This is a genomic window from Flavobacterium sp. 11 (assembly GCF_002754315.1).
GTDB lineage: Bacteria > Bacteroidota > Bacteroidia > Flavobacteriales > Flavobacteriaceae > Flavobacterium > Flavobacterium algoritolerans.
Window position 1 is genome coordinate 2620978 of sequence record NZ_PEFE01000001.1, and the last position, 25709, is coordinate 2646686.

Sequence of the window (25709 nt, forward strand, 5' to 3'; positions counted from 1 at the left end):
TTGACTTAAAGTGAATCAGAAAAAATGGTTTGCTTTAAGACAACATTAAATCTCCTAACTTTTTCACCTTATCATGATGTACAGTTAATAAAAGTTGTTGTGATTTAAGGATAATAAGAAGCTCAACGGTAAGATGATCAATATTATCGGTCAAGGTTTCTTTATAACTTTTTATAGCTACAAATTCTTTATATTCAAGAGTGTTTAAAATATCTTCTCTGTCTTTATCGACAAGTTTTGCCTTGAAATTCATCCAAAGCTTCACAAAAAAGTTGTTTTTTTTAATCACATCCACAGGAATTCCGCCCATTTTTTGAACTTCTTCTACCAGTTCTGATTTAAAAATTTCACTTGTTTTTTGGAATTCAGAAAACAAATTTTTCAAATCACTTTCTTCTGTTACTATTGTTGCAGTTTCATAAACCTGAATTCTATCATTATTGATTTCAATAAGATTATTTAATACCACAATTGATTTCTCTTTATTCATCTTATTCTATTTTAACAGTGATTAAACTAGATTATACTGTACTACATTTATTTAAGATTGTCTGCTTTGCAAAGGTCATTATCAATGCCAAAAAATGTGTTATATAACTATTATTTAAAGTTGCATTATTCACACATTCAATAAATTGAAATTTTAGCATCAGAATTAAGCTTCTTTTTTAGTACCTGCAACTATCAAGACAACACCGCCTACAGCAAGTATAATTCCTATAATTGGAGACCATTTTATGGGATGATTAACTTCTTTGTTAATTTGAATTGGACCTATGTCAACTACTTTTTCAGTTGTTACATAATTAAAACTAGTATACAACAACATAATTATTCCTAAAATAATCATAACGATTCCTATAGTTCTTGTTTTCATTTTTAAAAGTTTTTAAGTTGATATATAATGGTATAAAGGTTGAATTATGCTCTTGAAAAGTATTCTTTAACAAAATTATGTTGCTGATTTACGTCCATTTTATCAGTGTCTTTAATCTCGAATTTAATTTTTATAAAACGGGTGTCTTCACTCAAAAGATCAAAGAGTTCTATTTTTGCATCAGTAGGTCCAAAGAGAATTACGCGTTTATAATTTTTTATGGCTTCGCCAATTTTTTTATAGTACTCAAAAAGTTGTTTTCTCTCTTTACTAAAATTTGAGTTTTCGGATTTTGCTAAACTTGCAATTTTTTCCTGATTGCTAAGTTCTGATTCAATAGTTTCAATTTCAAAATGCTTGGAAGTAAATTCCATTAAATGGGCCATGGAATGATCCATCCAAATGCCTAATTTCTTTGTTGTTTTCATAATTGTTTTTTTAGCGTTATGGGATGTAACTGTTATTATAATTAATGAATTACAATTATTTAAAGTTCAGTTATTTAATCTAAAAAAATATTACATTACTTTAGGTAAAGATTATATAATTTACATGTTTTAAGTAGGGTTTTTAATCCTAACAATTTGAATGAAAATTGAAATAATTCCTGCTTAGAAAAGCAATAATTATAATACCAAAAAGGGCTATTGTAAAAACAATAGCCCTTAACCAAACCTAAAAAAAACCAACCTAACCTTACTATTTTTATGAATCTACTGTTGTGGTAGATTTATCTTCTTCTATTTTTTTAGGAGTTATTTTACCAACTCTGCAATGACTTTTTGAAGCTGAATAAACTTCATTTTCTGAATTTTCCATGTTTTTTATATTTTTATTATTCTAAATATCTTCTTAGTGTCCAAGCCATTGTTTCGTGTGCTTCCATCAAACCTGTAAGGAAATCACCAGTTCCGGCATCTTTATTTTCTTCAGCACTTGTATCAACATCTTTTCGAAGATGAACAATAACTGTTTCATGATCTTCCAGTAATTCTTTAACCATTTCTTTTTGAGATGGATAATGATTAGGCGATTCTTTGATGATGCTTAAATCTGAAAACTCTTTCATTGTTCCAATAGTTTTTCCTCCTAATTTGCTGATGCGTTCAGCAATTTCATCTATTGAAGCTTCCAGTTGTGTATATTGACCTTCAAATAATTTGTGAAATTCCATAAAACTTTCGCCAGAAACATTCCAATGAAATTTTCTTAATTTAATATACAGTGTCATTTCATTCGCTAAAATTGACGATAGGATAGAAATGCTATTTTTTAAATGTTCTTGTGTAATTCCAATTTGTGGTTTCATATTTTCTATATTTAATATTTAATTGCCGCTACTTTTTTTAAGACTTTGTACACGTTTTTTTTAAATCATTCAAACGGTGTGCAACAATTAATAAAGTATCATTATAGTACAAAGGTCATTTGATTTCGCTCTAAAAGTATTATAAGATTGTAAAAATAAGTTACATGATTCACACCTTATGGGAGTATAAAAGCTATGTAATCAGTGTTTTTTGATTTAGTATTGAAGTTTTAATCAATTGATTAATCTATGTTTAAGCAATAGAAACTTCTTTAGCCAGATAAATTTCCTGAACAGCTTGTATCAGTTTTACACCTTCACCAAAGGGGCGTTGGAAAGCTTTTCGACCCATAATCATTCCGCTACCACCAGCTCGTTTGTTTATGACGGCAGTTTTTATGGCTTCGGCTAAATCAGTTTCACCTTTAGATTCTCCTCCGGAATTAATCATGCTGATTCGACCGGAGAAACAGTTCATTACCTGATAGCGGCATAAATCTATAGGATGATCTGAGGCTAATTTTGTATACATATCTGGATTTGTTTTGGCAAATTGTATTGTCGTTAAACCACCGTTATTAGTAGGTAGCTTTTGTTTAATAATATCTGCCTGGATAGAAACCCCCAAGTAATTGGCTTGACCGGTAATATCAGCAGCGGTATTATAATCGACACCGTTTTTAATAAATACATCATTTCTTGCGTAACACCAAAGAATAGTTGCCATACCTAAATTATGCGCTTCTTCAAAAGCTTTTGCCACTTCTATAATTTGCCTGTCTGATTCGGCTGAGCCAAAGTAAACAGTTGTGCCCACAGCTACAGCTCCCATATTCCAGGCATCTCGAACACTCCCAAACATGATTTGATCGTATTTATTGGGATAGGTTAGGAGTTCATTGTGATTGATTTTTACAACAAACGGAATTTTATGCGCATATTTTCTGGATAACATTGCCAGTCCTCCCATTGTGGAAGCCACCGCATTACAGCCCGCTTCAATGGCAAGTTTCACGATGTTTTCGGGGTCAAAATAAATAGGATTTGGAGAAAAAGAACTTCCCGCAGTATGTTCAATTCCTTGGTCTACGGGTAAAATCGAAATATAACCAGTATCCGAAAGTCGGCCATGATGGTACAATTGTGTCAAACTTCTAATCGTTTGTGCGTTTCGATTGCTTGGTAAAAAAACGGTATCTATATGCGAAGGATTGGGTAAATGAATTTGATCTTTCGAAATTGTTTTACAGATATGATTCAGTAAAAAGTCTTTTTCACTGCCTAATAAAGCTAGTAATTGCGCTATATTTTTCATCTTGAAACAGTCTAGATTTACAACAGTTGTTCCATTTTAAAATACTGATATAAAGATAGTTATATTTAATAATTTAAATCTTGTAAATGATTAAAAATTAAATTAATGGCTATGAAATGAAGTGTTTGTGAGTTTTAAAATGGATGAATTAATGTTTCTAACAAGGAAAAAATAACGTTTAAAAAAGGTCAAAGAATTTGAAAATTACTTATTTGTGACCAAGTAAAACGAAAAATAACTTTCTTTGAATCCGAAAAAACAAGGAAAGTTATATAGTGTATTGGACCTTTAAAACAAATTTGACTGTTTTGTTTGGCTATAAAATAGCTTCACATTGTATAAAGATACAGGTATTTTAGTGTAACCAATAATTTAATAGAGATCCGCTAAAATTGGATTTCAATTAAAATGAACTAAGTACTAGTATATTTTTATGATTCGTCTTTTGTTGTACGAACCAAACTGATTCCAGAAACGAAGAAAATAATACCCAGTACGCCGTAAATGATTAATGATTTAACATCTGTCATGTCGCCAGATGTTCCAGCAAATACTATTGCAGTATAAATAAGACCACCTATTCCAAGTGCGGTAAGTAATGCTCCAAAGATTCTTTTAAGATTCATAATTTTATTTTTTAAAGATTGATATTGTAATTTATTTTTATGTTTAACTTTCAAAGTCTACTTGATAAAAATAGAAATGCTTTGAGGTTTTATTAATTCAAGTGTTTGTACTTGAATTAATTACAAAGCAAATGTATTTCTGTTTGACTCTAAAAGTGTTACATAATTGTCAATAAAAGTTATATCATTCACACTTTAAAAAATACTACATTCTATCCATGTACCAATTTAATTGCTTTTCCATTTTTTGATATTTAAAAACAGAAGTGATTATTTTTTGTAAGCGAACAAAAGCGGTTTCGCTTTTTACCACATAGTCCACAGCTTTATGATGCATACAGTTTATGGCAACTTCAATTTTATCTTGGGAGGACAACATTATTACTGGAATTTCTGGATTGAAAGCTTTTATTTTATCTAATGTTTCAATTCCGTTCATTGCATTTGCAACTATACCATCAAGTTGATAATCTAAAATTACTACATCTGGATTGTTATTTATATTAGCGATGCACAGCTCTCCAGTAGAATAAGTTTCCACTGTAAAATCAGCATTTTCTAAAAATTCAATTTCTAAAGATTTTAAAAACAAGGCATCATCATCTACTAGGAATATCTTTATTTTAGTATCATTTTTCATTATATGGTATTTTTGATTATATTAAGTTCTTCTTGTAATTCTTGGCATGCTTGTAAACAAATTTCTTCAAGTTGCAGGACTAAGTCATCTATTCCTTCCATTTTTTCGTGCGCAATTGCAAATTCCTGAATTTTTTTCGCCATATTTTCAAAGTTAGGATTCATGCCCATTATGGCAAAAGACGGAATCATTTTATGCGCTGCAGCACCCAATAATTGCCAGTTTTTATCTTCTAAACTTTGTTTAATGGTATTAATTAACGGTGGAGTTTGTGTTAAATACAATGAAATCATTTCCATCATTAATGCTGGGTTTGATTTTGTTCGCTGATTTAAATAAATCAAATCAATACATTTAATTTTTTCCTCTTTAACGCTATTTTCTTCTATATTCTCATTAAGCTTAGCACTAAGTTTTTCAAGTTTTGGTTTTTTTAATATTCCAACAATCTTACTGTACAACAGCCTTTCATTAACTGGTTTTGCCAGATAATCATTCATTCCTACTGCTTTACATTTAGCTAAATCTACGGTTGTAACGTCAGCAGTTAAAGCGATTATAGGAATTTTAGAATTCATTGTTTTACGAATGTATTCTGTAGTTTCAAATCCATTCATTTCTGGCATTTGTAAGTCCATTAGAATGATATCGTATTCGTTTTCTTTTAATTTTTCGATGGCTATTTTACCATTTTCAGCAATATCTCTGGAAAATCCAAAGTCATCCAATAATGTTTTCATTAATAGTTGATTAAGAGGAATATCCTCAACAACTAATACTTTTATGTTTTTTATTTCAGTATCTAATTCTAGCAGTTCATTCTCTAATTCAGCGTCAGCATTTGTTTTTTGAAAACTCAATGTAAAACTAAACGTAGACCCTTCATTTACAGTACTTCTTACACGAATACTTCCTCCTTGTGGTTCCACTAATTGTTTCACTATGGCAAGTCCTAATCCTGTTCCGCCATATAATCTTGAAGTACCACTGGACGCTTGTTGAAAATTTTCAAATATTTTTCCAATTTTTTCTTCCGGAATACCTATTCCTGTGTCAATTACCGCAAATTCAATAATTACTTTATCATCATCCTCATGTAATAAATGAACACTTACCGTAATCTTTCCTTTAGAAGTAAATTTCACGGCATTACTCACCAAGTTTAAAATAATTTGGTGTAAACGAACGGGGTCACCTACAAGAACATCAGGAATTTTACTGTCATATTCTGTAATTAATTTTAAATTTTTTTCTTGAATTTTTGTTTCAAACAAATGAAGCATCGCTAATATTGAAGATTTCATTTTGAATGGTGTTTTCTCAAATGTCATCTTACCGGCATCAACTTTTGCTAAATCAAGGATATCATTAATAAGTACGATTAAGGCATCGCCACTCATTTTAATTGCGTTTAAATATTCTTTTTGTTTAGGCGTCAATTCTGTTTTTAAAACCACTTTAGTAAATCCGATGATTGCATTCATCGGTGTACGAATTTCATGGCTCATATTAGACAAAAATTGCTGTTTTGCTTTTACTGCATTTTCCGCTATAATGGTAGCACTTTCGGCATTTATTTTGGCTTCTTGTGCAATTTCGGTGGCTAATTCAGCAAAAACTCGTGCTTCTACAAGCTCTGTAGCAATTCTTTTTTGTTCTGTTACATCTCTGGCAACAATTACAACTCCAAGTACATCTCCTTTATCATCTTTATAAACCGAACCATTGAATAATACATCCGTCAGCTTGCCTTCTTTATGGCGAAGTGTAAGCGGGGAATCAGCTACGGAACCTTTCTCGAACACTTCTTGATATACTTCACGGGCTTTTTGTTGCTCTGTAAAATAATCGAAAAAATCAGAATCTGTAAGCTCATTACGCGTCATACCCGTAATGTTTACCAATGCCTCATTCATATCCGTAATTTTACCTTTGGTATTTATAGTTACCAATGGATCCCGACTAGCTTCAATCAAACTGAGAGAATATTGCGAAGCTAATTTTGCTGCGTAACTAAGTTCTTCCAGTTTTTTATTGGCAATTTGTTGTTTTTCCTTTTCTTGGTTTTGAAATAGAAGTTCTTTATTGGCAATCACTAATTCAGCCGCTCGTTTTTCTTTTTCATCATTTTGAAAAGCAAGCTCTTTATTGGCTACAACTAATTCAGCTTCACGGTTGTCTTTTTCATCATTTTGAAATAGAAGCTCTTTATTGGCAATGATTAATTCATTAGCTCTTTTTTCTTTCTCATCGTTTTGAAAAGCAAGCTCTTTATTGGCAATTGCAAGTTCAGCCGCTCGTTTCTCTTTTTCATCATTTTGAAATAGAAGTTCTTTATTAGCAATGATTAATTCATTAGCTCTTTTTTCTTTCTCATCATTTTGAAAAGCAAGCTCTTTATTGGCAATTACCAGTTCAGCTGCCCTTTTTTCTTTTTCATCGTTTTGAAAAGCAAGCTCTTTATTGGCAACCCGTAAATCTAAAGCCCATTTTTGCTCAGCAATATCGCGGGCAACAATTACGACTCCTAATACACTTCCCAGATCATCTTTATAAACAGAACCATTGAATAATACATCTGTCAATTTTCCGTCTTTATGCTTCAGTGTAAGCGGGGAATCTGAAACAGAACCTTTTTCATACACTTCCTGATACACTTCACGTGCTTTTTGCTTTTCGGTGAAATAATTGAAAAAATCAGAATTAATTAAATGATCGCGATTCAGCCCCGTAATATTTACTGTAGCTTCATTTACATCCGTAATTTTCCCTTCAGGATTTATTGTAATTAACGGGTCCAAACTTGCTTCAATAAGACTTCTGGCGTATTGTGATTCTTGAGTTTTTATAGTTTCTATATTTATTTATAAAATTGACTTGATTTTTTTTTCTATTTTAAGTTACCAATTTCTTCAATTGGGTTGCGTCTTTTATCTTTCAATTGTTTAAAATGGGAAGGTGAGAGGCCGGTAACTTTTTTAAATTGGCTGGATAAATGTGCCACACTGCTGTAGTTCATTTTCCAAGCTATTTCAGTGATGTTTAATTCACCATAAATAATCAGCTCTTTTATACGTTCAGTTTTGTGTGAAATTATAAATTGCTCGATTGTAGTTCCTTGCACTTCCGAAAATAAGTTGGAGAGGTACGTATAGTCGTGATTTAATTGTTGACTCAGATAATCAGAAAAATTAATTTTTATATTCTCTGTTGAATGGTGAACCATCTGGATAATTACATTTTTTATCTTTTCGATTAGCATGGATTTTTTATCATCCATTAATTCAAGTCCGGAGTCCAAAAGTGCTCTTTTTAAAAGTTGCCTCTGGTCCATAGAGATATTTTCCATGATTTCAACTTCACCTAAATCTACAACCATGAAGTGTAGTCCAAGTTTTTTTAATTCTTCTTTTACCGCCATCTTACAGCGATTACTTACCATGTATTTTATGTATAGTTTCAAAGATATTTCGTTTACAGTTTAGAAAAATTATTTTTTTTCAGGTTAAAGTTACATTATATATTCTAATGAATAATTTATTAGAAGGATATCCATCTATTATTCTCTTAAATCGTAGTTTTAAATATTAAAACAGTGAAAAATAGCGTATTATTTTTTTTGGATGACATAAATAAGCTGTGCTTTCATAAAGCATAATTAATTTTCGTACCCACTTTTTATAGTTGTTGAAATCATTTTGAATTGCACATTTGCATTAAAGGAATGTGTGGAGTGAGCCGGAATTATTATTCCTTCTCCTAATTTAAGCAGGTGTTTTATTTCGTTGATAAAAATCTCGGCTGTTCCGTCGATTATTTGCACATAATTATCAAAAGGTGATGTTCTTTCCGATAATTCTTCGCCAGCATCAAATGATAAAGCAGTTATGTTTCCGGTAGTTTTTTTAATTATGGTTCTGCTTAAAACAGCATTTGGTATATACTGTATAATTTCAACTATGATGTGTGATTGGGATTTTGTTAACTCACGGTTATCTATAGGTTTATTTTTATATTGCATATTGACTATTTAATTGCTCTTCGATAAGTTGAGATTTTGTGAAGGTAGTCGCTTTAAACCCAATTACGCTATATAATCGTATAAAAGAGTTGATTTTGGCCGAAAAGAGTCAATAATGAGATAGCTCGTTTGTTTACATTATCAAAGATGTTGATAAACAGAATCTTTTTTCATAATAAATCAGTGTGGGACAAATTAGTAAAGCCTCTTTAATCTAAACTTAGATTAAAGAGGCTTTCTGGGGCATAAAAGGGTTTATACTCGGGATTTGTTTTTATCAAAAAATTAATTCATCGAAAAAGGAGTGACCCAATCCAATGATTTAATTGAGGAAACTTTATTTTCTTGATTCATTGAAACACGAAGTTCTTTATTGGCTACTTTCTTTGAATACAGTGCTTTGTAGCGAAAAATTGTTGTTCCATCAAAATTATTTTTGTAAATCTCAACTAATTGAAGATCAATAAAAGTCCCATAATACTGGCGGAATCTAGTACAGGTTTTTGTCAATCTTTCCTCTGTTGTATTCTTGATGACAGATTCTGTTGCTTCACTTTGGTTGAAAGGTTTGAATTTAGAGGTATTACAAGTCATTAAAACTCTCTTTCCTAATTCATAGGCTTTGTTTTTTTGGCTTTCATTAACTTCGGATAAACCAAGTTTTTCAATTTTAGCTTTCTCCGGTTCAGCAGTTGTAACCACTTTTTTTGATTTACATCCAATGAGCAGAAGAATACTGAATACAATAATTATTTTTTTCATATTTATATAATTTTTAATAAGATATTCGGATCTGGACAGTTCTTTAAATAATGCTTCAAGTCATTTTCACTGCAAACTCCAGGATAATCACCAAATGTTTGTGAAATTTCTTCAATAATCTGAAAATGTAAATGAGGTGCATAATCTCCATTCACGGAAGCATCTCCTAAAGTCGCTATTTGTTGTCCTTTTTCGAAAATATCACCAATTTTAATATCGCTGATACTTTCTAACGAAAGATGACCGTATAAAGTATAAAAACGTTGATTTTCTATTTTATGTTCTAAGATAATCGTTGGACCATAATCTCCTACACCAGTATTGTAATTAAAACTATGAATAAATCCATCAAGTGCCGCTAATACTGGAGTTCCGGCTTTAATCCATAAATCTAAACCGATATGGATATTTCGTTCCTCAGTTTTAGAATCGTTGAAAATATCACTGCGTTTGTATAGATTTCTAATTTCATTATACCCACCAAAAGCAACTTTTGCATTGTTTTCGTCTAAATAGTTTTCGATATATTTTTCAAAATCATTTGCAGTTTCAATAGTCCGTTTTGTAAAGTTTTCATTTTGTATCGATAAATCCAGTGGGATGTATTGGTCGTAATCTATTGATTTGTCTATCACTTTTACATTTTGGATGTCTTTTAAGATAGTTTCCAGTGCGGTCATAATTTGTATTAATTTTTATAATTCTTAAATTTAAAATAAAAAATGGCAACATAAAAATTTAGGTAGTATTATAACTTTTAATTGTGAAAAATGTTTCTAAAAAAAATGCCAATATGAAATTTCATATTGGCATTCTAATACTTTGTCGACATAATAATGGGATATTACTTTTTGATCTCCACTTTAGCTTCACCACCGGAAAGTTCTACGCTGGTTTTAGTTTTTCCATCTTTTGTAGTCACACTTACACCATCGGTAGCTACTTTTATTGATGTGCTATCTTTAGCTTCGGTAGTGACAGTTGTAGTTGTCTCACTTGAAGTTTCAGTTTGTGTTGCTGGAACTGGAGTTTCTTCTTTTTTCTTGCAGGAAACAATCGCAAGTAGTGATAGGATTCCTAAAAACAATGATGCTTTTTTCATATTTTATGTTTTATGGTTATTAGCCAATTAATTGATTTACAATTTACTGTTTTAAATCTTTAAAAGAGAAAATTGGTTTATTATTTTTAAAAAAAAATCCCAATCGTAAAGATTGGGATTTTAATTTATAATATTAGTTCTTAATACAAATTTGGATATTTCGAAGGATTAACTTCATTCATCATTGCATAGACTTTTTCAAAAATATCCTCTGCAGAAGGTTTTGAAAAATAGTCTCCGTCCGTTCCATAAGCAGGTCTGTGTGCTTTTGCAGTTAAGGTTTGCGGTTTACTGTCTAAATAGTTATAGGCGTCTTGTTGCTCAATTATTTGTTGTAAAATATAAGCTGAAGCTCCGCCTGGAACATCTTCGTCAATAACTAGTAAGCGATTTGTTTTAGCAATACTTTTTACCACATCTTGGTTGATGTCAAATGGTAGTAAAGACTGTAAATCGATAATCTCACAATCAATACCTACTTCAAGAAGCTCATTTGCTGCTTGTTGCACTAATCGCAATGTTGAACCGTATGAAACTAACGTAATATCAGCACCTTCTTTCAACGTTTCCACAACACCAATTGGAGTTTTGAATTCGCCATAGTTCAAAGGCATTTTTTCTTTCAATCGGTAACCATTTAGGCATTCGATTACTAATGCGGGTTCATCACATTCTAACAAACTGTTATAAAATCCTGCTGCTTGAGTCATATTTCTTGGAACTAATACATGAATTCCTCGTATAGCATTTATGATCATTCCCATAGGAGAACCGGAATGCCAGATTCCTTCTAAACGATGACCACGGGTACGGATAATTAATGGCGCTTTTTGTTTTCCAACAGTACGGTATCTTAGTGTTGCTAAATCATCACTCATGATTTGTATTGCGTACAATAAATAATCTAAATATTGAATTTCAGCAATTGGGCGTAAGCCTCTTAATGCCATTCCAATTCCTTGACCTAATATGGTAGCTTCACGAATTCCGACATCGGCAACACGTAATTCTCCATATTTTTCCTGCATTCCTTCTAAACCTTGATTCACATCACCAATATTTCCGGCATCTTCACCAAAAATTAATGTTTCAGGATATTTTGTAAAAATAGCATCGAAATTATCACGTAAAATCATGCGGCCATCCGTATCTTCTTTGGCATTTTCTGGATATACCGGAAGTACTTTTTCTACAGAAAAGACATTTAAATCTGTTTCTGAAAATAAGTTACTGCTAAATTTTTCCTGTGTAGTTTTAGTATAAGAACTGATCCATTGTGACAATTCTTCTTTACCGTTTTCATTTAGGATTAAGCGTAAAACTTTACGTGCTGTAACTAGAATTTCCTTTTTCAACGGTGATTTAATACTATTTAAATCAGATGTGAATTGTAAAATTCTATCTTTATTTTTACTGGTTTCAGCTATTTTTTCTAATAATCCCACCAGTTGTTTTTGCTCTTCAATAATAGGTTCAATAAATGCATTCCAGGCAGCTTTTTTACCTTCTAAAACATCTTTTTTGGCTTGAGCATCAATAGCATCAATTTCTTCTGGTGACGCAATATTGATGGCAATCATCCATAATTTCATTTGGCGGATACAATCAAAATCTCTTTCCCATGCCAAACGATTTGCATCTTTATATCTTTCATGAGAACCTGAACTAGAATGTCCTTGTGGTTGTGTCAATTCATTTACGTGAATTAAAACAGGAATGTGGTTTTCACGGGCAATATCAGCAGCTTTTTCGTAAGTAGCAATTAAGTCAGCATAATCCCAACCTTTTACTTTCAGTATTTCATAGCCATTACTGCCATTTTCTCTTTGGTATCCTTTTAAAATCTCAGAGATATTTTCTTTAGTAGTTTGGTGTTTTGCATGTACAGAAATTCCATACTCATCGTCCCAAACGCTCATAACCATAGGCACTTGTAATACACCTGCAGCATTTATGGTTTCAAAAAATAAACCTTCAGAGGTACTTGCATTTCCTATTGTTCCCCATGCAATCTCATTTCCTTCATTAGAAAAATTAGCCGCATTTGGTATTCCAGAAACTTGTCTGTATATTTTTGAAGCTTGAGCAAGTCCTAATAATCTTGGCATTTGTCCAGCCGTTGGAGAAATATCAGCACTTGAGTTCTTTTGTTTTGTTAAGTTTTTCCAAGTTCCGTCTTCGTTTAAACTATGAGTGGCAAAGTGACCGCCCATTTGTCTTCCTGCTGACATTGGCTCTTGTTCAACATCTGTATGACCATATAAACCTGCAAAAAATTGTTGCACGGTTAATTCTCCAATAGCCATCATAAAAGTTTGATCACGATAATACCCGGAACGGAAGTCACCATTTTTAAAGGCTTTTGCCATGGCTAATTGTGGTACTTCTTTTCCATCACCAAAAATGCCAAATTTAGCCTTTCCAGTCAATACTTCTTTACGTCCTAAAAGACTGCATTCTCTACTGATTATAGCTAACTTATAGTCATTCAGCACCTCGATTTTGAAATCTTCAAATGTCAATGTAGTATTGGTTTTTTCTTTTATCATAATTGAAAAGTATAACTTTGTGAGGCAAATTTACTTAAAAACTAGCTATTTTCATAATTCATTAAAAAAAATATAATTTAATTATTGCAATTTATTCTAATAAAAAGAACTTTATTTTTTTGTTATATGTAATTTTAAATTCATTTTAATGAGAATAGTTTAATGAATAATGAAAATTATATTGGATTAGAACCATTTTCGATTAAAAAGATTGATTAATGTTTTAGGCGAAAAAGTAACTATAAATCGTACTTTCTCGTTATAATTATTTTGCGCTATTTCCCATCCATTATTCGAATATACAGGAAAATACAGCTCAAAGTAATCTGTAACAAGGTTGAGACGAATCCCGCTGTCGTATAAAAACTTTGCATTTTGGCTTTTATTTTTAATAAAACCGACATCTCCATAAATTTCTATCCAGTTCCATATGCTCACACTTGCATTTAAACTGGTAATCCATCTATTAGCATACGGAGTATCCATTTTTGATTTAAAACCACCTTCTGCCATTATGAATTGTTGACTGTAAAAACCAGTGCTCTCTGAACGTCCAAAATAATTATAATCAAACAAATAATCGGTAGGTCGGTCTGATGCGAAACTAAAAAAATCAGATTCGGTTTTGTTGTATAAAAAACTACCTGCATAGAATCGCAAATTAATTTGACGATTGTTTTCAAAAAGCTTTCGATATTCTATTTCTCCGTTTACTTTTCCAAACTTCCCCGAAATTTGAATATCAGAACTAAAATTGAAATGATTCGTTACTTCGGTTTTTGTATTGACATAGCGTGCGTCAAAAATGGAATAATTAGATGGGGCATTGTCCATTGTAAAAGCACTTTTTTCCTTGTTTACGATAACTTGTCGCAAAAGAATCAGTTGTTTTCTGTTATCTCTGAAATTAGGCTCCCGAATTCGCAATTGAACCATAGGATTTATTCTCAGGTAAGAAGCATCTTGCGCATAATGAAAGTAAGAACCGCTAACAGAATATTTTACATTATAAAGCGTGCTGTTTCGATAATTCTGATTAACTGCAAATGAAACTAATCCAGATAAATTATTAGATTTAGTAGAGTAGGATGGATTGATGTCAAATGTGAATGGCTTGTCCAAAATAGTTTTATTATGCAATCGTATTCCGGGAGTTATTCCGTCGTATAAATTATAATATATAGACGGAACGTATAAAACTTGATTGTAATAAGGATCTTCTAAATCTTTTAAAAACACAAACTTAACCGGACGGTTATTCGGAAAAAAACCATCTAGTTTTTTCCAGTTATTTCTTAAATTATATTCAGGGACTTCATTCTTTAAATTTAAAATAATTTTATCTGCACCATTTCTCGGAAACGTAAAAGTACTGTCGCATTCTTCAATATCCAGCCATTGTTTAAAAACTACCGCGCCTTTTTTTGTACCATAAACAGGGATGGGAATAGGAGTTTCTGTCTTGTTTATTACTGAAAAAGTGATGCTGTCTTTGGTTTTCTTAACACTGGAAAATTTATAGTCAATAATAGCTCTGGAATTAATTATGGTATTGAAAAACCAATTAATGTCTTTGTCGGTATTTGATTTTAATATAGTTTCAAAATCTGTTTTGGAAACTTGTTTGATCTGATTTTGATTGTAAAATTGTTTGATACTGGCAGGTACAGCATCATTTTGTAAATAATCATCTAAAAATCGAATACTTAATCCGGAACGATATTTACTGGCTATTTGTTCATTGAATTTTATCAACGTGTTTTTTGGATCTCCAAGTGCTTGATCCAGGTTTTTTCGAGCCATCAGCATATAGAAATAACTATACTGATCATTAAAACCAATATTGGCAATATTATAACTCTTCAATAGTCGGAGGTTAGACACACTTCCCATCATTTTAGTATTTGGGTGATTTTCATCCATATACTTCATCATGGCATAAACCTGCAAACCATCATATATCCAATTGTCTTTTCGGGGGTCTAATTGTAAACTTGTTTTTAAATATTCATTCAGATAGGTTTTCAGAAATTTAATTTCAAAAAGAAATTCATCTGAAAAGGGACTTATAAAAGAAGGAAGCTGATTCAAGCCATAAAAAGGATTTCTCTCATAATCCGTTTGAGAAACAATAATCTTTTCATGTGGATATTTTCCAATTAAATCGTTTGCAAAATTCACAATTCGATCGATTACAATCGCTTTTTGAATATTATCTAATTTATTGTTTCTTAAATCGGTCAGTACTTCAATAGCACTATTTGTATAACTTTCAAAATGGGTTTTTGGCTCTATGATAAGATTGAAATCGGCCCTGTTATTTCCCGATAATTTATAATTTATAAAAGGGTCATTAACACTTGATTTACTGCTTTTTAAATCAGAAATAGCTTCGAAATTTTTAGGTGTTTTTAAATCAATTTCAAAACTTGAATAAGCATTGGCAATATCATCTAAATTGGTATTACTGTAGCGTATAAAATCATGATTTTCATAACGGGCTGGCGTAAGAAACCAGTTTTTAAGGTGTATAATTCCGTTATTATTGTATCCGTATTTTGTGAATTTATCGCTTGGAATTTTAGTTAGATAAGTCAGCTGCAAAACAATTTTTTGATTCGGAAGTAAATTTTGGCTTAATTTAATTTCAATCAAATCAGGATTTCTATCTGGTCTTTCCCATGATAAAACCAATTTATTTGCATCTAAAATGATTACATTTTTCGTGCTTCCGCGCTCTTCTTCTTTCGCTAAGTGAAAACCTCTATAAAACTCATCAGAAAAACGTTTGGCTAAAGGAGTATTTTTAGTAGAAAAAGCATTATTCCAATCGTTCAGTACAATCGAGGTTAACGTATCGTTTGACTGATTAAAAAAAGTAATTTGTTGTTGAATATTCAACGTTTTATTCTCCGTATTTAACTCAGCCGTTATATCAGAATGATGTTGTGCATATTGCTTTACAGAAAGTAATAAAACAAGAGCATAAAACGTAATTTTAAAGAATGAGTTCAAATTCAGATATTAATTTATTAAAAAAATAAATATACTTTTTTTTAGAATAAAACACTATAAAAACAGTCTAATTAACATAAAAAAAGCTGTTGATTAGACAGCTTTTTTGTTAAAAATTAGGGGTTAAATCGTATTTTTTATAGAACTTATCCAGCACATCAACCACTTCATCTTCAGTATCCACAATTTTGAATAAATTCAAATCTTCGGCACTTACGGTATGTTCTTTTTCTATTAAAACTGTTTTTATCCATTCAATTAATCCCGACCAAAAGCTGGTTCCAACCAATATAATAGGGAATTTTGCAATTTTTTTTGTTTGAATCAAAGTAATCGCTTCAAACAACTCATCCATGGTTCCAAAACCTCCTGGCATCACCACAAATCCTTGGGAATATTTAACAAACATTACTTTTCGAACGAAGAAATAATCAAAATTCAAGTTTTTATCGCTGTCAATATACGGGTTGAAATGTTGCTCAAAAGGCAATTCAATATTCAACCCTACCGATGTTCCTCCACCTAAATGCGCTCCTTTATTTCCCGCTTCCATAATTCCCGGTCCACCACCGGTAATCACACCGTAGCCGGCTTTACTTATTTTGTAGGCAATTTTTTCTGCCAATAAATAATTAGGATCTTCGGGTTTCGTTCTGGCAGATCCAAAAATACTCACACACGGACCAATGCGTCCCATACTTTCATAACCGTTTACAAACTCGGCCATAATTTTAAAAATCGCCCAACTATCATTGGTTCTAATCTCGTTCCAAGTCTTTCTTTTTAACCGGTCTTGGATTACTTTATCCTCATCATTATCAAAATCTTCTAATCTCATATTCTCTATTTTATAATCTTATTTTTTTTGGAGCTAATTCCTGCTATCCTTTTCAATCTTTATTGTTTAAAAAAACAATAAAGGATTTTCATTACTATCAGGGCTAAGTAAATTTAATACGTTTGTTCTTCAATTGATTTAGTTATTTTGGATATAACTTTACCTGTATGTTCGGTAGTTTTTGATTCTATAAGCATTATTAAACATTCGTCAGTTGATGAAACTCTATGGTTAATACCTTTTTTCACCACAAATAAATCTCCTTTTTTCATAGATAATTTTGGCTCGTTTTCAATTTCCATTAAAAGCTCGCCTTCTACAATATAAAATAATTCATCTTCATTTTCGTGATTATGCCATGGCAGATCTTGGCCCTTAATTTTAGCTACTTTGATAAATTGATCATTAACTTCGCCAATTATTTTAGGTGAAAAGTAGTTTTCGACACTACTGAACGCTTTTTTTAAATTCATAACTTAACGAAATTATTTTTTATATTTATAGATACTAAAGTAACTCTTTTTTCAAAAACTGCGCCGTATAGCTCTTCTTAATTTTTATAATTTCTTCGGGAGTTCCTTTGGCAATAAGTTGTCCGCCGCCTTTTCCTCCTTCAGGTCCAATGTCTATAATGTAATCGGCCAGTTTAATCACATCCATATTATGCTCGATAATCAATATCGTATTTCCTTTATCAACCAGTTTATTAATCACTTCCATCAACACTCTGATGTCTTCAAAATGCAATCCTGTTGTAGGTTCGTCCAAAATGTAAAACGTATTTCCGGTATCTTTTTTAGATAATTCTCCGGCCAGTTTAATACGTTGTGCTTCACCACCGGAAAGTGTAGTGCTTTGTTGGCCAAGAGTTATATAGCCCAAACCAACATCCTGAATGGTTTTTACTTTTCTGTAAATTTTCGGAATCATTTCAAAAAACGGAACCGCTTCATCCACCGTCATATTCAACACATCCGAAATGGATTTCCCTTTGTATCGAATCTCCAGTGTTTCTCTGTTAAAACGCTTTCCTTGACAGGTTTCACATTCTACATAAACGTCTGGCAAAAAGTTCATTTCAATCGTTCGCACACCAGAACCTTCACAGGTTTCGCAACGTCCGCCTTTTACATTAAAACTAAATCGTCCCGCTTTATATCCGCGAATCATACTTTCAGAAGTCATCGTAAACAGATTTCTGATTTCGGTGAAAACTTCGGTATAAGTTGCCGGATTTGAACGTGGTGTTCTCCCAATCGGGCTTTGGTCAATATCAATCACTTTATCGATATGTTCCAATCCTTCTATTTTTTTATACGGTTGCGGTTTCTTGACACCGTTGAAATAATACGCGTTCAAAATAGGGTAGAGCGTTTCATTAATCAATGTCGATTTTCCACTTCCCGAAACTCCGGTCACACAAATCATTTTACCCAAAGGTAATTCTATCGAAACATTTTTCAAGTTATTTCCTGTTGCACCAGTCAGTTTTAAAAACTTCCCATTTCCCTCACGGCGCTTTGCAGGAACCTCGATTTTCATTTCGCCGTTCATATACATCGCTGTAATAGTATGATGTTTCAGAATTTCGGCAGGCGTTCCTTTGCTGATGATTTCGCCTCCATATTTTCCTGCTTTTGGTCCAATATCAATCACATAATCCGCACGTTCAATCATGTCTTTATCGTGTTCCACCACAATTACAGAGTTTCCAATATCTCGTAATTGTTCCAGAGAATGAATCAGTTTATCGTTGTCTCTTTGGTGCAAACCAATACTTGGCTCATCCAAAATATACAAAACACCAACCAACTGTGAACCAATTTGGGTAGCCAAACGAATACGTTGTGCTTCACCACCCGAAAGTGATTTGGAGCTTCGGCTTAAAGCCAAATAATCCAAACCTACATTCATCAAAAAGTTCAATCGGTCCTTAATCTCTTTGATTACTTCAGTAGCGATAATCTTTTGTTTGTCAGATAAATGATTTTCTAAATCCAAAAACCAAGCGGTTAAATCCGAAATGTCCATATCGCACAATTCGGTAATATTTTTTTCATTGATTTTAAAGAATAGCGCCTCTTTTTTCAAACGAGAACCTTCGCAAACAGGACATTTTATTTCGTCCATGAATTCCTTTGCCCAACGTTTTATGGTTGTAGAACCGCTTTCGTCATGTTGGTTTTTTATGAAATGCGAAATCCCTTCAAAATCAATTTTGTATTCTCTGGCAACGCCTAAATCTTTGGAGTTGATGGTGAATTTTTCTTTTCCACCATTCAAAATCATTTCCATTGCTTCCGCTGGAATAGTTTCCACAGCATCTGTCAATTTGAAACCATATTTTTCTCCAATAATTTCCAATTGCTTAAAAATCCAAGAGGATTTGTATTCGCCCAAAGGAGCAAAACCACCCGCTTTTATCGATAATTTCGGGTTTGGAATTATCTTTTTGGTGTTGATTTCGTTTACCATCCCTAAACCGTTGCAATGATCACAAGCTCCTTTTGGAGAGTTGAAAGAGAATAAATTCGGTTCGGGATTCTGGTATGAAATTCCGGTAGAAGGACACATCAAATTCCGGCTAAAAAAACGCACTTCATTAGAATCTTGGTCTAAAACCATCAATACATTCTCTCCGTGATGCATGGCTGTATTGATACTTTCAGTCAAACGTTTTTCGTTATCTGGCGTATCTTCAATCACCATTCGATCCACAACAATTTCTATATCGTGGGTTTTATAACGATCTAATTTCATCCCTAAAGTAATATCCAGCACATCGCCGTTTACGCGAACTTTTAGGAAACCTTGCTTGGCAATTTGTTGGAAAAGCTCAGCATAATGTCCTTTTCGAGCACGTATAACTGGCGCTAAAATATTAATGCGTTTTCCTTTAAAATCATGAATAATCAAATCCTTGATTTGCTCATCAGAATAGGAAACCATTTTTTCACCTGTATTGTAACTGTATGCATCAGCACCACGAGCGTATAACAAACGCAGGAAATCATAAATCTCAGTGATAGTTCCCACTGTGGAACGCGGACTTTTACTGGTCGTTTTTTGCTCAATAGCAATTACTGGGGAAAGTCCGTCGATTTTATCCACATCGGGACGTTCCAAACCGCCCAAAAATTGACGCGCATAAGCAGAAAATGTTTCTACATAACGGCGTTGCCCTTCGGCATAAATCGTATCGAAAGCTAAGGAGGATTTCCCAGAACCTGAAAGACCGGTAATTACAACCAGTTTTTCACGAGGAATGGAAATATCTATGTTTTTTAAGTTATGAACGCGAGCGCCTTGAACTTCAATGGTATTGTCTTTGTCTAGCATAATTTTTGCAAAAAAGCAAAGTTACCATTTTGATTTATTCTTTCAATAGAACACTTTAGAAGTTTATGTTAAATTAGGATATAAAAAACGCTAATTGTAGTTAGCGTTTTCTTTTTCTGGTTGCCATGTAATCCTCGACGGCCTCTCTGGTTGTAAGCCAGTTCCGACCTTCTTTGTAGGCATCAATCTTTCCTGTTCTAGCCAATAAACTTATGTATTCTTGGCCGTAAGGCATATTAGGTTCTTGAACTAAATTTGAAATTGCTACATATTCTTTGTCATTTCCTGGCAATGCATTAATGTAAATATTCAGTGTTCTCTCAAGAGATTGGCACATCAGCAGGGTTAATTTTTGATAATTACCACCATTTGCTTTATTCAATGCTTCGTAGTATTTCTTTCTGTCATTTTTTAAAATTATAGCAGGCGGAAAACCGGAACGCATCAGTAATAAATTCATTGCCAATCGAACCGTACGACCATTTCCATCAAAGAAAGGATGTATCCAAACTAATTTATGATGAAAGACGGTTGCTAGTTCAATATCATTAAGCTCTAATGGATTTGTATTGATAAAATCAATTAGTTCATCCAATAAATCCGAAACTTTATTTGCATTTGGCGGTGTGAAATTAGCGCCAGTAATGCGTACACCTCCATTACGAATGCGTCCCGCAAAGTCATCTTCTATAGAACGTAAAACGAAACCATGCAAAGACAAAATATCTATACTCCTTAAATTATAATCTTCATTTACAATAGAATATAAATAGTCAATGGCTTTATCATGATTGTGAGTTTCAAAATGTTCTCTAAGCGATTTACCTTTAATGGTAATACCTTCTTGAATGACCATTTGTGTCTCCCGAAGGCTCATTGTATTTCCTTCAATACTATTAGAGTTATAGGTCCATTCAATGGAAAGGCTTTCTCTGATTTTATGCAAAGCGATATTTGGCAATGGTCTGCTGGTTTGCAGAACTTGCTTTTTTTCATACAATCTTTCAAAAGTTGTTTGAAATTCTTCTCTATAGTTTAGGTCTATCTTCCACATAACCACAAAGATACTTCTTATTATCGGATATTTTATAATTTAACACTATCCGATATTAAAATTATTCTATCGTCATTGATTTTAGTTTTGTTCTATAGGCTTCCAGCGCCACAGATTTAGAAATAAAACCATAATATCTTCCGTCTTTAAGAACGGGTAAGAAGGCTTTTTTCGATTTTTCGAATTTATTCATGACCATTTCCATGCTGTCATCAGGAGAAATGATTTCTGTAGGTTCTATCATTATTTCTCTAACCAAAGTATATTTTACTCGGTATGTATTGAATATTATTTCTCGAATATCATTAAAGTGAACAATACCCAATAAGTTTTTTTCAGTATCAACCACTGCAAAAATCACTTGATTGGAATGCGAAATTAAATCTACCAGTCTTTCTAAATTCTCATCAGGGGAAACCGTTAAATAATCCGTTTGAATTATGGAAGTCGTCTCTAAAGTCGAAAGGATATTAGTGTCTTTATTGCTGGTAAAAGCATGCCCTTTTTTAGCTAAATTCTTAACATCCATAGAATGTTTTTCAAATCGTTTTGAAATCGCAAAACTAATGGAAGCCACAATCATCAAAGGAATCATCAAGTTATATCCTCCTGTAATTTCAGCAATTAAGAATATCGCAGTCAAGGGAGCGTGGAACAAACCACTTAAAATTCCGGCCATTCCAACCAAAGTAAAATTACTGACAGGTAATTTAGTAAGTCCTGTCAGATTTAAAAATTTAGAGAAAAAGAAACCAACATAAGATCCCAAAAATAGGGAAGGAGCAAAATTTCCTCCGTTTCCTCCACTTCCCAGAGTAATTCCAGTTGCAAAAACTTTCAGCATCATGGTCAAACCTACAAATACCAATAAAGCCCAACTATTGTCTCGGAAACCACTAAATAATGTGTTTTCCAATAATTTCCCGGGATCATTGTCAGATATTGTTTTAATACTTTCGTAACCTTCACCAAAAAGCGTCGGAAAAATAAAAATGAGAATGGCTAAAATCGAAGAACCAAACAACGCTTTTTTATAAGGTGATAATTTGAGTCTCGCGAAAAAATGTTCTACTTTCTGAAAATTACGGGAATAATAAACCGAAATAAATCCGGTAAACAAACCTAAGAGAACATAGAAAATAATGTTATGATAATCGAAACTTTGTTGTTGTTTGAACGAAAGCAAAATTTCTTCATCTAATGCAATTACTGAAACTAAAGCACCTGTTGCAGCTGCAATCATAATGGGTGTAAATGCTGCAATACTAACATCAACCAACAGCACTTCGATTGCAAATAAAACTCCGGCAATTGGCGCATTAAAAGCAGCAGCGATACCAGCGGCTACACCACAACCGATAAGTAGCGTTCGGTCTTTATAACTTAATTTATATTTTTGGGCATAATTCGAACCAAAAGCAGCACCAGTAATTACAATCGGGCTTTCTAAACCTGCAGAACCTCCTAAACCAACTGTCAGGGAACTTGTGACGATTTGAGCATACATTTGTTTTTTTGGGATAATACTCGCTTTTTTTGCAACAGCATATAAAATTTGTGAAGTTCCTTTTTGGATAGTTCCTCCCAAAACTCTTTTGACAACAAAAACAGTAAGCAGAATACCAATTATCGGCAAAATACTATTGATGAATCCCAATTTTAAAATTCCACTGACATAGGTAGCAAAAGAAAAGACCCAGTGCGCAAAAGTTTTTAAAACGATAACAGCAAATGCAGCCGAAATACCAACCAAAACCGCCGATAAAAATATAAACTGCTTTGGCGTCAACATAGATTGCGCAAAAGCTATTATGGTTTCTAATTTCGAAATATATTTTTTGAACATGATAATTTTTAAAAGGGGTGCAAAACTACTATTATTTTAATTTCAACAAATATTTTTCAACGCTTCTTTTGTGCTTAATGGTTTTAAATTACTGTTTTCTACAAACTGTCTCACAATTTCGGGATTTGACTTTGCATATTCCCGTAACGCCCAGCCAATTGCTTTTTGAATAAAAAATTCCTTAGAATAAGCTAGTTTAAGACATTCTGAAAATAAAAAATCAGTATTCGTTTTTTGTTTGTAACCCAATTGAAATAAAATAGCGCTCCGGTTCAACCACATATTCTCTGAATTTGAAAATCGTTCTATTACATTTTTGGTTTCTAATGGAAATTCCAAAAGATATTCTCCCAAAATGTACTTAGCAATCGTATCGACGCTGTCCCACCAAGAATTGTTCAGAATTAGTTTTTCAATCAGTTGAATATCTTCTTTTTTATAATTTCCTTTGAGTTCTTTTATCAAGATTTCAATCGCACAATAATGAAATTCCCGCTCTTGTATTGAATATAAATCTAGTGCAATTACTCTTGCGTTTGCTGAAACCTCGTTTTTGTTTTCTTTCCAAATTTCCTTAAAAATACGTCTTCGTTCCTCGGTTTTTATTCCAAAAAACGGAAAGTTATTCTTCATGTATTTTGCCATCGCAAAAGCATTTTCAGGGTTTTTATTTACTGCAAAAGCGGTTTCTAACGCAAGTATAAAGTTCATAAATTAGTATTTCTTAAAATCCAACTGCTTTGTCATCCCCTCTAAAATCTGCGCCACCTTCGAGTTTTTTATTTGGTAAAACCAAAATGGCATCTACTTTTCCTATTACGGGTGTTGTTTTTTCATTGATAAGATATCCTTTTGATTTCAGGGTTTCAAAGGTTTTTGTATCGAAAGTATTGGGTTCAAAAGTGATTAAATCCGGTAACCATTGGTGGTGAAAACGTGGTGCATTTACCGCTTCTTGCATACTCAAACGATATTCGTAAACATTTAATATTGTTTGTAATACCGATGTGATAATTGTAGAACCGCCCGGAGAACCCACAACCATAAATAATTTCCCGTTTTTCTCTACAATAGTTGGCGTCATGGAACTCAACATTCGTTTTTGTGGCGCAATACTGTTGGCTTCATTTCCCACTAATCCAAACATATTTGGTTCACCTGGTTTGGCACTGAAATCATCCATTTCATTGTTGAGGAAAAAGCCTAATTCATCACAATAATATTTAGAACCATACCCGTCGTTTAACGTAGTAGTTGACGAAACCGCATTGCCAAACTGATCCACAATTGAATAATGGGTGGTCTCGGTACTTTCATTATAATTTACTTTTCCTTCCTTTATATCCGATGATAAAGTGGCTTTTTCAAAACTAAAATTTGACATTCTTTGTTTCAAATAATCATCATCCATTAAGGCTTTCAAAGGGATTTTTACAAAATCAGGATCGCCCAGATAATAACTTCTGTCTGCATAGGCTCTTTTTTCGGCTTCTACGATAACTTGAATAGCTTCTGTTGAGTTATGTCCCATTTTAGCCAGATCGAAAGGTGCTATCATTTTGAAAATTTCAGCCAGACATATTCCGCCACTGCTGGGTGGAGGCATAGAAATAACCTTTAAATCTTTGTAATCAAATGTGAGTGGTGTTCTCCATTTGGCTTCGTATTTTGCCAAATCTTCTAATGTGATTATTGCTCCTTTTTCCTGAAGATATTTAACTAATATTTTAGCTGTTTCGCCTTTGTAAAATTCATCTCTGCCATTTTTTGAAATCCTTTTCAATGTAGCTGCCAGCGCAGGATATTTTATAACATCATTTTCTTTAAATGCAGTTGCAAATAATGTTTTGTCACCATTTATTTTTATGATTTTGGCTCGATAAGCAGTCAATCGGTCTTCTTGTTTTTTGGTAACAATGACACCTCTTTCTGCCAGTTCAATTACAGGTTTCAGAATTTCTTCAATCGGCAAGGAACCCAATTTTTCATGTACTGCAAAAACACCGGCAATCGTTCCGGGAACTCCAATAGCAAGAGAAGATTCGGTACTTTTTCCTTTTATAACATTTCCTTTTTCATCCAGAAACATATCTTTTGTGGCTGCCAATGGTGCTTTTTCACGGTAATCCAAAGAACCAATTTCTCCATTTGCTTTTCGATACACCATAAAACCACCGCCGCCAAGATTTCCTGCAAACGGATAGGCTACAGCCAAAGCCAATTCAGTTGCGACCATCGCATCAAAAGCATTTCCGCCTTTTTTCATGATTTCAACTCCAATTTTTGAAGCTTCTTCACGTGCCGAAACAACCATTGCTTCATTGGCAACAACTCCAGTGGGTTGAACCATTACATTTTGGGTTTTACAACCAATAGAAAGAACACTCAATAGAATAATAATTTTTTTCATTCGAAT

The 25709-nt window shown here is 32.7% G+C and carries 22 protein-coding genes; all 22 read right to left on the reverse strand.

Translation table 11 applies throughout. The annotated features are described in order from the left end of the window. Positions 1-34 precede the first annotated feature (34 nt). Positions 35-490, reverse strand: coding sequence for a PA2169 family four-helix-bundle protein (locus CLV00_RS11380; RefSeq protein ID WP_099715313.1), 456 nt, complete (start codon positions 488-490; stop codon positions 35-37). Positions 491-655: 165 nt separating this feature from the next. Then, entirely contained in the window at positions 656-877 is a 222-nt protein-coding gene (locus CLV00_RS11385) for a hypothetical protein (protein ID WP_099715314.1), read from the reverse strand. Positions 878-921: 44 nt separating this feature from the next. Beyond that, positions 922-1305: a hypothetical protein gene (locus CLV00_RS11390; protein ID WP_099715315.1), complete on the reverse strand. Its 384-nt coding sequence runs from the start codon at positions 1303-1305 to the stop codon at positions 922-924. A 407-nt stretch (positions 1306-1712) separates the two neighbouring features. After that, complete coding sequence (locus CLV00_RS11395) at positions 1713-2186, reverse strand: Dps family protein (RefSeq protein ID WP_099715316.1); 474 nt, start codon at positions 2184-2186, stop codon at positions 1713-1715. 253 nt (positions 2187-2439) lie between these two features. Further along, complete coding sequence (locus CLV00_RS11400) at positions 2440-3501, reverse strand: class I fructose-bisphosphate aldolase (RefSeq protein WP_099715317.1); 1062 nt, start codon at positions 3499-3501, stop codon at positions 2440-2442. Positions 3502-3932: 431 nt separating this feature from the next. Continuing rightward, positions 3933-4127, reverse strand: coding sequence for a hypothetical protein (locus CLV00_RS11405; protein ID WP_099716318.1), 195 nt, complete (start codon positions 4125-4127; stop codon positions 3933-3935). A 205-nt stretch (positions 4128-4332) separates the two neighbouring features. Beyond that, positions 4333-4767 carry a response regulator gene (locus tag CLV00_RS11410; protein ID WP_099715318.1) on the reverse strand — a complete coding sequence of 145 codons (435 nt, stop codon included), beginning with the start codon at positions 4765-4767 and terminating at the stop codon, positions 4333-4335. Next, on the reverse strand, positions 4767-7568 hold the full coding sequence (locus tag CLV00_RS11415) for an ATP-binding protein (RefSeq protein ID WP_233206895.1): 2802 nt from the start codon (positions 7566-7568) through the stop codon (positions 4767-4769). The genes CLV00_RS11410 and CLV00_RS11415 overlap by 1 nt, the downstream gene beginning before the upstream one ends. A gap of 89 nt (positions 7569-7657) precedes the next feature. Then, positions 7658-8209 (reverse strand): AraC family transcriptional regulator, encoded by a 552-nt coding sequence (locus CLV00_RS11420; RefSeq protein WP_099715320.1) that lies wholly within the window; start codon positions 8207-8209, stop codon positions 7658-7660. Positions 8210-8425: 216 nt separating this feature from the next. Further along, positions 8426-8788, reverse strand: a complete 363-nt coding sequence (locus CLV00_RS11425; protein WP_099715321.1) for a cupin domain-containing protein — start codon at positions 8786-8788, stop codon at positions 8426-8428. 285 nt (positions 8789-9073) lie between these two features. Beyond that, positions 9074-9550, reverse strand: a complete 477-nt coding sequence (locus tag CLV00_RS11430) for a hypothetical protein (RefSeq protein WP_099715322.1) — start codon at positions 9548-9550, stop codon at positions 9074-9076. A gap of 2 nt (positions 9551-9552) precedes the next feature. Continuing rightward, positions 9553-10230 (reverse strand): peptidoglycan DD-metalloendopeptidase family protein, encoded by a 678-nt coding sequence (locus CLV00_RS11435; RefSeq protein WP_099715323.1) that lies wholly within the window; start codon positions 10228-10230, stop codon positions 9553-9555. Between the two features lie 164 nt (positions 10231-10394). Further along, positions 10395-10652 carry a hypothetical protein gene (locus tag CLV00_RS11440; protein ID WP_099715324.1) on the reverse strand — a complete coding sequence of 86 codons (258 nt, stop codon included), beginning with the start codon at positions 10650-10652 and terminating at the stop codon, positions 10395-10397. Between the two features lie 140 nt (positions 10653-10792). Next, positions 10793-13201 carry a thiamine pyrophosphate-dependent enzyme gene (locus tag CLV00_RS11445; protein WP_099715325.1) on the reverse strand — a complete coding sequence of 803 codons (2409 nt, stop codon included), beginning with the start codon at positions 13199-13201 and terminating at the stop codon, positions 10793-10795. A 186-nt stretch (positions 13202-13387) separates the two neighbouring features. Beyond that, positions 13388-16135, reverse strand: a complete 2748-nt coding sequence (locus tag CLV00_RS11450) for an aminopeptidase (protein ID WP_099716319.1) — start codon at positions 16133-16135, stop codon at positions 13388-13390. Between the two features lie 190 nt (positions 16136-16325). After that, positions 16326-17054, reverse strand: a complete 729-nt coding sequence (locus CLV00_RS11455; protein ID WP_099715326.1) for a TIGR00730 family Rossman fold protein — start codon at positions 17052-17054, stop codon at positions 16326-16328. Between the two features lie 113 nt (positions 17055-17167). Next, positions 17168-17527: a cupin domain-containing protein gene (locus tag CLV00_RS11460; protein WP_099715327.1), complete on the reverse strand. Its 360-nt coding sequence runs from the start codon at positions 17525-17527 to the stop codon at positions 17168-17170. 34 nt (positions 17528-17561) lie between these two features. Further along, positions 17562-20393: an excinuclease ABC subunit UvrA gene (gene uvrA / locus CLV00_RS11465; protein ID WP_099715328.1), complete on the reverse strand. Its 2832-nt coding sequence runs from the start codon at positions 20391-20393 to the stop codon at positions 17562-17564. A 100-nt stretch (positions 20394-20493) separates the two neighbouring features. Continuing rightward, positions 20494-21447, reverse strand: coding sequence for a Fic family protein (locus CLV00_RS11470; protein ID WP_099715329.1), 954 nt, complete (start codon positions 21445-21447; stop codon positions 20494-20496). 61 nt (positions 21448-21508) lie between these two features. Then, on the reverse strand, positions 21509-23293 hold the full coding sequence (locus CLV00_RS11475) for a chloride channel protein (RefSeq protein ID WP_099715330.1): 1785 nt from the start codon (positions 23291-23293) through the stop codon (positions 21509-21511). A gap of 42 nt (positions 23294-23335) precedes the next feature. Continuing rightward, positions 23336-24004: a DNA alkylation repair protein gene (locus CLV00_RS11480; RefSeq protein ID WP_099715331.1), complete on the reverse strand. Its 669-nt coding sequence runs from the start codon at positions 24002-24004 to the stop codon at positions 23336-23338. Positions 24005-24017: 13 nt separating this feature from the next. Next, the gene (ggt, locus tag CLV00_RS11485; RefSeq protein ID WP_099715332.1) at positions 24018-25703 is read right to left on the reverse strand and encodes a gamma-glutamyltransferase; all 1686 of its coding nucleotides are present in this window, start codon (positions 25701-25703) and stop codon (positions 24018-24020) included. Positions 25704-25709: the final 6 nt, after the last annotated feature.

Excerpts from the sequence above, each read along its gene's own strand:
- CLV00_RS11380 (WP_099715313.1), bottom strand. The coding sequence starts at position 490 with ATGAATAAAGAGAAATCAATTGTGGTATTAAATAATCTTATTGAAATC.
- CLV00_RS11385 (WP_099715314.1), bottom strand. The coding sequence starts at position 877 with ATGAAAACAAGAACTATAGGAATCGTTATGATTATTTTAGGAATAATT.
- CLV00_RS11390 (WP_099715315.1), bottom strand. The coding sequence starts at position 1,305 with ATGAAAACAACAAAGAAATTAGGCATTTGGATGGATCATTCCATGGCC.
- CLV00_RS11395 (WP_099715316.1), bottom strand. The coding sequence starts at position 2,186 with ATGAAACCACAAATTGGAATTACACAAGAACATTTAAAAAATAGCATT.
- CLV00_RS11400 (WP_099715317.1), bottom strand. The coding sequence starts at position 3,501 with ATGAAAAATATAGCGCAATTACTAGCTTTATTAGGCAGTGAAAAAGAC.
- CLV00_RS11405 (WP_099716318.1), bottom strand. The coding sequence starts at position 4,127 with ATGAATCTTAAAAGAATCTTTGGAGCATTACTTACCGCACTTGGAATA.
- CLV00_RS11410 (WP_099715318.1), bottom strand. The coding sequence starts at position 4,767 with ATGAAAAATGATACTAAAATAAAGATATTCCTAGTAGATGATGATGCC.
- CLV00_RS11420 (WP_099715320.1), bottom strand. The coding sequence starts at position 8,209 with ATGGTAAGTAATCGCTGTAAGATGGCGGTAAAAGAAGAATTAAAAAAA.
- CLV00_RS11425 (WP_099715321.1), bottom strand. The coding sequence starts at position 8,788 with ATGCAATATAAAAATAAACCTATAGATAACCGTGAGTTAACAAAATCC.
- CLV00_RS11430 (WP_099715322.1), bottom strand. The coding sequence starts at position 9,550 with ATGAAAAAAATAATTATTGTATTCAGTATTCTTCTGCTCATTGGATGT.
- CLV00_RS11435 (WP_099715323.1), bottom strand. The coding sequence starts at position 10,230 with ATGACCGCACTGGAAACTATCTTAAAAGACATCCAAAATGTAAAAGTG.
- CLV00_RS11440 (WP_099715324.1), bottom strand. The coding sequence starts at position 10,652 with ATGAAAAAAGCATCATTGTTTTTAGGAATCCTATCACTACTTGCGATT.
- CLV00_RS11445 (WP_099715325.1), bottom strand. The coding sequence starts at position 13,201 with ATGATAAAAGAAAAAACCAATACTACATTGACATTTGAAGATTTCAAA.
- CLV00_RS11455 (WP_099715326.1), bottom strand. The coding sequence starts at position 17,054 with ATGAGATTAGAAGATTTTGATAATGATGAGGATAAAGTAATCCAAGAC.
- CLV00_RS11460 (WP_099715327.1), bottom strand. The coding sequence starts at position 17,527 with ATGAATTTAAAAAAAGCGTTCAGTAGTGTCGAAAACTACTTTTCACCT.
- uvrA (WP_099715328.1), bottom strand. The coding sequence starts at position 20,393 with ATGCTAGACAAAGACAATACCATTGAAGTTCAAGGCGCTCGCGTTCAT.
- CLV00_RS11470 (WP_099715329.1), bottom strand. The coding sequence starts at position 21,447 with ATGTGGAAGATAGACCTAAACTATAGAGAAGAATTTCAAACAACTTTT.
- CLV00_RS11475 (WP_099715330.1), bottom strand. The coding sequence starts at position 23,293 with ATGTTCAAAAAATATATTTCGAAATTAGAAACCATAATAGCTTTTGCG.
- CLV00_RS11480 (WP_099715331.1), bottom strand. The coding sequence starts at position 24,004 with ATGAACTTTATACTTGCGTTAGAAACCGCTTTTGCAGTAAATAAAAAC.
- ggt (WP_099715332.1), bottom strand. The coding sequence starts at position 25,703 with ATGAAAAAAATTATTATTCTATTGAGTGTTCTTTCTATTGGTTGTAAA.